The organism is Streptococcus hyointestinalis, from assembly GCF_041225505.1.
In the GTDB taxonomy this organism is placed as follows: Bacteria; Bacillota; Bacilli; order Lactobacillales; family Streptococcaceae; genus Streptococcus; species Streptococcus hyointestinalis_B.
This window is the reverse complement of the sequence record NZ_JBCLSK010000007.1, coordinates 62,973-71,131: the sequence shown is the minus strand read 5'-3', so window position 1 is coordinate 71,131 and position 8,159 is coordinate 62,973. Positions and strand designations below refer to the sequence as shown.

General features: G+C 45.6%; 8 protein-coding genes and 1 pseudogene. 7 read left to right on the top strand and 2 right to left on the bottom strand.

Annotation, left to right across the window (positions count from 1 at the left end; translation table 11 throughout):
* Nucleotides 1-68 precede the first annotated feature (68 nt).
* Nucleotides 69-313, bottom strand: a pseudogene (locus AALA56_RS03230) (transposase family protein); the annotation flags it as partial.
* A gap of 423 nt (nt 314-736) precedes the next feature.
* Between AALA56_RS03230 and pnp the strand changes: the two are divergent.
* From pnp to AALA56_RS03195, 7 genes are read left to right on the top strand one after another with little or no spacing between them, the layout of a single operon-like run.
* Nucleotides 737-2,878: a polyribonucleotide nucleotidyltransferase gene (pnp, locus tag AALA56_RS03225; RefSeq protein ID WP_369908723.1), complete on the top strand. Its 2,142-nt coding sequence runs from the start codon at nt 737-739 to the stop codon at nt 2,876-2,878.
* Complete coding sequence (locus tag AALA56_RS03220) at nt 2,871-3,623, top strand: SseB family protein (protein WP_369908722.1); 753 nt, start codon at nt 2,871-2,873, stop codon at nt 3,621-3,623. Before pnp ends, AALA56_RS03220 begins: the two co-directional genes overlap by 8 nt.
* Nucleotides 3,624-3,631: 8 nt before the next feature.
* Nucleotides 3,632-4,255, top strand: coding sequence for a serine O-acetyltransferase (cysE, locus tag AALA56_RS03215; protein ID WP_164682260.1), 624 nt, complete (start codon nt 3,632-3,634; stop codon nt 4,253-4,255).
* Nucleotides 4,256-4,282: 27 nt separating this feature from the next.
* A complete protein-coding gene (gene cysS / locus AALA56_RS03210; RefSeq protein ID WP_369908721.1) occupies nt 4,283-5,626 on the top strand; it encodes a cysteine--tRNA ligase in 1,344 nt (447 codons plus the stop codon).
* Nucleotides 5,619-6,020, top strand: coding sequence for a Mini-ribonuclease 3 (locus AALA56_RS03205; protein WP_164682262.1), 402 nt, complete (start codon nt 5,619-5,621; stop codon nt 6,018-6,020). Before cysS ends, AALA56_RS03205 begins: the two co-directional genes overlap by 8 nt.
* A 5-nt stretch (nt 6,021-6,025) precedes the next feature.
* A complete protein-coding gene (rlmB, locus tag AALA56_RS03200; protein WP_369908720.1) occupies nt 6,026-6,754 on the top strand; it encodes a 23S rRNA (guanosine(2251)-2'-O)-methyltransferase RlmB in 729 nt (242 codons plus the stop codon).
* Nucleotides 6,751-7,272, top strand: a complete 522-nt coding sequence (locus AALA56_RS03195; protein WP_369908719.1) for an NYN domain-containing protein — start codon at nt 6,751-6,753, stop codon at nt 7,270-7,272. The genes rlmB and AALA56_RS03195 overlap by 4 nt, the downstream gene beginning before the upstream one ends.
* Nucleotides 7,273-7,406: 134 nt before the next feature.
* On the opposite strand, the gene AALA56_RS03190 is transcribed toward AALA56_RS03195, so the two are convergent.
* Nucleotides 7,407-7,973, bottom strand: coding sequence for a TetR/AcrR family transcriptional regulator (locus AALA56_RS03190; protein WP_369908718.1), 567 nt, complete (start codon nt 7,971-7,973; stop codon nt 7,407-7,409).
* Nucleotides 7,974-8,159 lie beyond the last annotated feature (186 nt).

Genomic DNA, 8,159 nt, shown 5'->3' with positions numbered 1-8,159 from the left:
AGACCTAGACGAATTCTCAAGTATAAAACCGCACATTTTTTGTTTGAGCTAGCCCAAACAGCTTGAACACAGGTTTTGCATTGAAATCTTCTCTTCTTTAGAAATAAGACAGTGGGAAGTCCTTGGACTTCTAGTAGAGGAATCTTAGACTCGCGGTGAAAGTCATATTTCCTTGGCAATGGGGGCAAAGAGTAGGAGAGTAGTCTAATTTAGCTCGAAGCACCTGAATGTTTTTTTCTTTGAAAGCGAAAAGAATTTTGATGTTTTTATCTGTTAACCCAAGCAATTCTGTGGTATTCTTAATAAGTTCCATATGATTCTCCTAGTGTTAGTTTGATCACTTTACATTATAGGTCATATGGGACTTTTTTCGTACTCAAAAAGCCCTATAACCTCTATTTTGGATTTTTACCCACTATAGAAATTATAGAGCCTAAAAAGGACCTGAGAAGGTCTTTTTACTGTTTTTGGATGTTGAATTTATTGCTGATAGTGGTTTGGTATATATTTAGCGTATTTTCTCATTATAATCAAGAACAAGCCACAGTGTAAGCTAGTGGTTACGATTGTCCCCACAAAAGATAATTGGTTTCAATAGCTGAAATTTGCTCTCAAATATGATAGAATAAGCGTGATACATTGTTTTATGCAAAGTTGAGGAAAACAGCACTTCTTTTCTTGAGCTTTGTAGAAAACATGGTATCGAATGTAAAAATCTTAATCTTTGGAGAATCTTATGACAAAACAAGTCTTTGAAACGACCTTTTTTGGACGACCTTTGCGTGTAGAAATTGGACAAGTGGCAAAACAAGCTAATGGCGCAGCACTTATCCACTACGGTGAGACCACCGTCTTATCAGCTGCTGTCATGTCTAAAAAAATGGCAAGTGGCGATTTTTTTCCACTGCAAGTCAACTATGAGGAAAAAATGTACGCTGCAGGCAAGTTCCCAGGAGGCTTTAACAAGCGTGAGGGACGTCCTTCGCTGGATGCGACCTTGACGGCGAGACTGATTGACCGCCCAATTCGTCCTATGTTTGCGGAAGGTTTTCGCAATGAAGTGCAAATCATCAATACCGTTCTCTCCTATGACGAGGACGCTTCAGCACCGATGGCAGCTATGTTTGGCTCATCGCTTGCCCTAGCCATTTCTGATATTCCTTTTGATGGACCTATTGCAGGAGTGCAGGTGGGCTATGGGGATGGTGAGTTTATCATCAACCCAAGCCAAGCGCAAAAAGAAAGCTCTCTTTTAGAGTTGACGGTTGCTGGTAGCCGTGACGCTATCAACATGGTAGAGTCAGGTGCCAAGGAATTATCTGAAGAGGTCATGCTAGAAGCGCTTCTTAAAGGGCATGAGGCGGTGCGTGACTTGATTGCCTTCCAAGATGAGATTGTAAAAGCTGTCGGTAAGGAAAAGGCAGAAGTTGAGCTCTTGCAGGTGGACGCTGACCTCCAAGCAGAAATCATCCAGAACTACAACAGCCAACTGCAAGCAGCTGTGCAGGTCGAGGAAAAGAAAGCCCGTGAAGCGGCAACCGAAGCTATCAAGGAAGAAGTCATCGCAGCTTATGAGGAAAAACACGCTGAGCACGAAGAGTTTGAGCGTATCATGCGTGACGTGGCAGAGATTCTCGAGCAGATGGAGCATGCTGAGGTGCGCCGTCTCATCACCGAGGACAAAATCCGCCCTGACGGACGTCGTGTGGACGAGATTCGTCCTTTGGAAGCAGAGATTGATTTCTTGCCAAAAGTGCATGGCTCTGGTCTCTTTACCCGTGGGCAAACGCAGGCTCTCTCTGTTTTGACCTTAGCGCCTATGGGTGAGACGCAGATTATAGATGGGCTTGACCCAGAGTACAAAAAGCGTTTTCTTCACCATTATAATTTCCCACAGTACTCTGTCGGAGAGACAGGGCGCTACGGTGCGCCAGGGCGTCGTGAATTGGGTCACGGTGCGTTGGGTGAGCGTGCGCTTGCGCAAGTTTTGCCAAGTCTAGAAGAGTTCCCTTATGCCATTCGTTTGGTGGCTGAGGTCTTGGAGTCTAATGGTTCATCTTCGCAGGCGTCTATCTGTGCAGGAACCCTAGCAATGATGGCTGGTGGTGTGCCAATCAAAGCGCCTGTAGCTGGGATTGCTATGGGCTTGATTTCAGACGGCAGCAACTACACCATTTTGACCGATATTCAAGGGCTTGAGGACCACTTTGGCGACATGGACTTTAAGGTTGCTGGGACTCGTGCGGGGATTACAGCCCTTCAGATGGACATCAAGATTAAAGGGATCACGCCACAAGTCTTACAAGAAGCGCTTGCGCAAGCCAAGAAAGCACGCTTTGAGATTTTGGACTTGATTGAAGCAACCATCCCAGAGCCACGTAAAGAGTTGGCACCGACAGCGCCTAAGATTGATACTATCAAGATTGATGTGGATAAGATTAAGGTCGTTATCGGAAAAGGTGGCGAGACTATTGACAAGATTATCGACGAGACAGGTGTCAAGATTGATATTGACGAAGAGGGTAATGTCTCTATCTACTCAAGCGACCAAGACGCTATCAACCGTGCTAAGGAAATCATCGCAAGTCTCGTGCGTGAAGCCAAGGTCGGCGAGGTTTACCACAATGCCAAGGTCGTGCGTATCGAGAAATTCGGAGCCTTTGTCAATCTCTTTGACAAGACCGACGCCTTGGTGCATATCTCTGAGATTGCTTGGACACGTACCGAAAAAGTCTCTGACGTCCTAGAGGTCGGCGAAGAGGTCGATGTCAAGGTCATCAAGATTGACGACAAGGGGCGTATTGATGCGTCTATGAAGGCATTACTGCCTAGACCAAAACCAGCTAAACCTGCTAAAGGAGAGGACAACCATGAGTAAATTTACAGAGTTTGATTTTCGCTTACGTGCCTTTTTAAAAGAGCCCGACCATTTTCTAAATGGTATCGCTCTTGTGGATGCTTTTCATACTATGTCAATCCTAGCGCCAAAGGAGCCTTATGCGATTGAAGTTGATGGACAAAAGGTTGTGCCTGTCTTTACAACTGCAGCGGACTTAGAGGCTTTTAAAGCCGTTCAAGAAAGCAGTCACAAGCAAAAATGGGTGGAGCGTATCGCTTTTGATGTCATGGAAGAGGAAATCTCCCAGTCGTTTGATGGGCTTGCTTTCAACCTCAAACCCGAAGAAAACAGCGACAACAGCGTTGTCTTTACCAATAGCGAGCTAGTGCCTTACATCAACCAGTTGACAAGTGTTGTCAACACTCTTATGACTGAGGAAAATACAGACGCTGACATCATGGACAAGGTCTACTTGGTGCCTGTCTTTGTCTTTCCTAAGGGAGATGAGCAGTTTGAGCGTCTTTTCCCGACAATGGCGACGCCAGAAGGCAAGAGCTATGTGCCTGCCTTTACAACGCTTGACAGCTTTGCCAAGTGGTACAATAATCCAGAGTTTGGTGTTCCTTTTAGGGAAAATCAAGGTGTCGTTGTCACATGGACCATCAACGACATTTACCGCCCACGTAACGGCGAAGAGGATTTAGAAGAAACCTTTGGCGTAGCCATCAATCCTTTTGATGAACAGCAGATTTTAGTGGATTGGTCCGATATTGAAAGTGAATGAGGTAGTTTATGGGCTGGTGGAGAGAAACCATACAAGTTGTAAAAGAAAATGATCCTGCAGCAAGGAGCTCGCTTGAGGTGCTTTTGACCTATCCTGGTGTCAAGGCTCTGGCTGCGCATCGCCTATCGCACTTTCTTTGGAGACATGGTTTCAAACTCTTAGCTCGTATGCACAGCCAATTTTGGCGCTTCTGGACACAGATTGAGATTCACCCAGGAGCACAAATAGAACAAGGTGTCTTTATTGACCACGGATCTGGGCTTGTGATAGGTGAGACGGCTGTCGTTGAGAGCGGAGCTATGCTCTATCACGGTGTGACCTTGGGAGGGACTGGTAAGGACGTTGGTAAACGTCACCCAACCGTTCGCCGTGGTGCCCTCATCTCAGCGCATGCTCAGGTGATTGGACCTGTCGAGATTGGAGAAAACGCCAAGGTGGGGGCAGCTGCGGTTGTCGTCTCAGATGTGCCAAGTGATGTGACAGTTGTTGGCATTCCAGCTAAGGTCGTGCGTGTGCATGGCAAGAAGGATAAGGACGCCATTCACCAAATAGAAGAAGAGCGTGAGTCCAAATACTACACCTCAAAGTTAGACCAACTCCGCCATGAAAGTCTCCACTCCTCAAACCTCTAAAAGGTGAGATAGCAAAGGAATGAAAAGATGATAAAAATTTACGATACAATGACGAGAAACTTGCGAGACTTTGTCCCGCTTGAAGAAGGAAAAGTCAAGATGTATGTCTGCGGTCCGACGGTCTACAACTACATCCATGTGGGCAATGCCAGAAGTGTTGTGGCTTTTGATACTATTCGTCGCTACTTTGAGTACAGGGGCTATGACGTGACTTATGTGTCCAACTTTACTGATGTGGATGACAAGATTATTAGAGGTGCGCTTGACGCTGACATGACCACCAAGGATTTTTCGGATAAGTTTATCGCTGCCTTCATGGAGGATGTCAAGGCGCTTGGTGTCAAGCCTGCTAGTAAAAACCCTCGTGTCATCGACTATATGAGTGACATCATGGATTTCATTGAGGTCTTGATTGCCAAGGGCTACGCCTACGCTTCAGAGGGCGATGTGTATTTCCGTGTGGAAAAAGCGCCAAACTACGGTAAATTAGCCAATAAAACTCTAGAAGAACTCGAGGTGGGAGCTTCTGGTCGTGTGGACGAGGAAACCAGTCGCAAGGAAAACCCTGTGGACTTTGCCCTCTGGAAAAAAGCCAAGGCAGGAGAAGTGTCTTGGGAGAGTCCTTGGGGAGCGGGTCGCCCTGGTTGGCACATCGAGTGCTCTGTCATGGCGACGGAGATTTTGGGCGATACCATTGACATTCACGGTGGTGGGTCTGACCTTGAGTTTCCTCATCACACCAATGAAATCGCTCAATCCGAAGCTAAAACTGGCAAGACCTTTGCCAACTACTGGATGCACAATGGCTTTGTCAATGTGGACAATGAAAAAATGTCCAAGTCGCTAGGGAACTTCGTGACTGTGCATGACCTGCTAGAGAGCGTGGATGGGCAGATTTTACGCTTCTTTCTCTCAACGCAGCACTACAGAAAGCCGATTAACTTCACTGAAAAGGCACTCCATGACGCTAAAGCCAATCTCAAGTATCTCAAAAACACCTATCTCCTTCCTGTCAAGGAAGATGTGGATACGACAGACTTAGCGCAGTTTGTAGCAGACTTTGAGGCAGCTATGGATGATGACTTCAATACCGCAAACGGAATCACCATCATCTTTGAGCTTGCCAAGTGGATTAACTCTGGGCACTACAGCGAAGAGGTCAAAGAGACCTTTGCGCAACTGCTGTCTATTTTTGGTATCGTCTTTGAAGAAGAGGTGCTTGATTCTGACGTTGAAGCTTTGATTGAAAAGCGTCAGCTGGCACGTCAAAACCGTGATTTTGCCACAGCAGACAAGATTCGAGATGAGCTGGCTGAAAAAGGCATTAAACTCCTTGATACCAAGGACGGTGTGAGGTGGACACGTGACTAATCTGGATGTCAATCTCATCAATGGCATTGCCCTCGCCTTTGAGGGGGATGCGGTTTATGCCATGTATATCCGCCGTCATCTCATCTTTCAGGGCATGACAAAGCCGCAAAAGCTCCACCAAAAAGCGACACGCTACGTTTCAGCAAAAGCCCAAGCCATGCTGATTAGTCGCATGATAGAGGACAATCTCCTCAGTGACAAAGAGCTTGAGATTTACAAGCGTGGCAGAAACGCTCACAGCCACACCAAGGCTAAAAATGCTGATGTCGTGACCTACCGCATGTCAACAGGCTTTGAAGCGCTTCTAGGCTATCTCCACATGACTGAAAATATAGAGCGCCTCGAGGAGCTGATTGCTTGGTGCATTGAAACTGTCGAAAGAAAAGAGAACTAATGCGTATGGAAACAAATGATATCGTCTACGGACTGCATGCTGTAACAGAAAGCCTGCAAGCCAATACCGGCAATAAACTCTATATCCAAGAAGACCTCCGTGGCAAAAATGTCGACAAAATCAAACTCCTTGCCAAGGAGAAAAAGGTCTCTATCTCTTGGACGCCTAAAAAAACGCTGTCTGACATGTGTGATGGCGGTATCCACCAAGGTTTTGTCCTCAAGGTGGCAGCCTTTAGCTACACGGAGCTTGATCTTCTCCTCAAAAAAGCAGAGCAGGAGGACAATCCCCTCATTCTCATCCTAGATGGGCTGACCGATCCGCATAATCTCGGCTCTATTTTGCGAACAGCAGATGCGACCAATGTCTGCGGCGTTATTATCCCTAAGCACCGCTCTGTGGGAATCACCCCTGTTGTGGCAAAGACAGCGACAGGTGCGCTTGAGCATGTGTCCATTTGTCGTGTGACCAACCTCAGCCAGACCCTAGATAAGCTCAAAGCGGCTGGTTTTTGGATTTTTGGAACGGACATGAACGGCACCCCTTCTCACAAGTGGAACACTCAAGGCAAGTTAGCGCTTATCATTGGTAACGAAGGCAAGGGTATCTCTAAAAATATCAAAAAGCAAGTGGATGAGATGATTACTATTCCGATGAATGGGCATGTGCAGAGCTTAAACGCCAGTGTCGCTGCCGCCCTTCTCATGTATGAAGTATTTCGTAATCGCCTATGAGAAAGAAAAATATCCTACTTGTTGACGGCTATAACATGATTGCCTTTTGGGAGTCTACCCGTCAACTCTTTAAGACCAATCGCTTGGACGAAGCACGTGAAGTGCTTCTTAGAAAGCTCAATCACTATGCGCATTTTGAGCATATCGAGATTATCTGTGTTTTTGACGCCCAGCATGTGCCGGGAAATCGCCAACAATACGATAGCTACCAGATTAGCGTCGTCTTTACCAAGGAAGATGAGACTGCAGACAGCTACATTGAGCGCTTAGCGGCTGAGCTCAATCAGTCCGCACGCTATCTGGTCTCGGTTGCCACTAGCGACCTCAATGAGCAGTGGACCGTGTTTTCCCAAGGCGCTCTGCGAGTGTCTGCTCGTGAGCTTGAACAGCGAGTGGAGACGGTCAAGTCTGACCTTGATAAAATGTCAGCCCACATTGACCTCACCACACCACGCCTAGGCTCGCTTGACGACACACAACTCAACCAACTAAAGCAACTGCTAGATGATATGGAGTAAGAGAAAGCCCCACAAGGACATAATCCTTGTGGGGGCTTTTTGTTGACTTGCCTGCCGAAACCAAGAGAAGACACCTCATCTTCCTGTTTTGTAGATGTAATGCCATAACCGAGGTCGTTTATTTTTGAAAAACTTTAAGGTTCCATAGTAAGGTAATCGTATAAAGGAGATTTAACGAGCTGCAAAAAGTCTTCCTTAAACAGCCCCGGCGGTGTCGGTTTCTCTTGTGTAATCCAATCTTTAATACTCATCGTCATCTGTTCCACGATGAGTTGGATGAGAACTTCGTCAGGCAAGTGAAAAATCTCACTCTTAGGATGGATATTTCTCATGCTCCATTTAGTGTAGGTTGACACGATAAATCCTTCAAATGAGGGATCAATAGCTGAGGTGTACAAACAACTAATCCACTTTCTATTTTTATAAATAGTTGGAAGAACATTTTCTGCTACGTAGTCAAACGGGTTGACGTTGCTCGTCATATCATAATTATCGTAAATCTGATAGATCTGCTCGTCAATGAGATTATGGACATAGTCAATAATCTCTTGGAAATTTTTAAAATGTTTTTGATAGATGGCTTGCCGAGAAATACCAGCTTGTTCAGCGATTTCCACCATTGTGAAACTCGTCTTTTCAGGATGGTTGATAGCTAATTCAAAAAAAGCTTCAATAATTTTTTCACGTGTATATTTTGCCATGATCACTCCTTAACAAATATTAAAACGTTTCCATGAAAAGTATAACTCTTTTTTGAAAACAAGACAAATAAATCAAAGAGAAAACCCTTACTTTATATTTACACTGTGTAAATATAAAAAGATTGCCTTCCCTTGAATATATGCTAGAATGAAACTGTGGGCGTTTAAGCTTATTTTAAGAAGGAG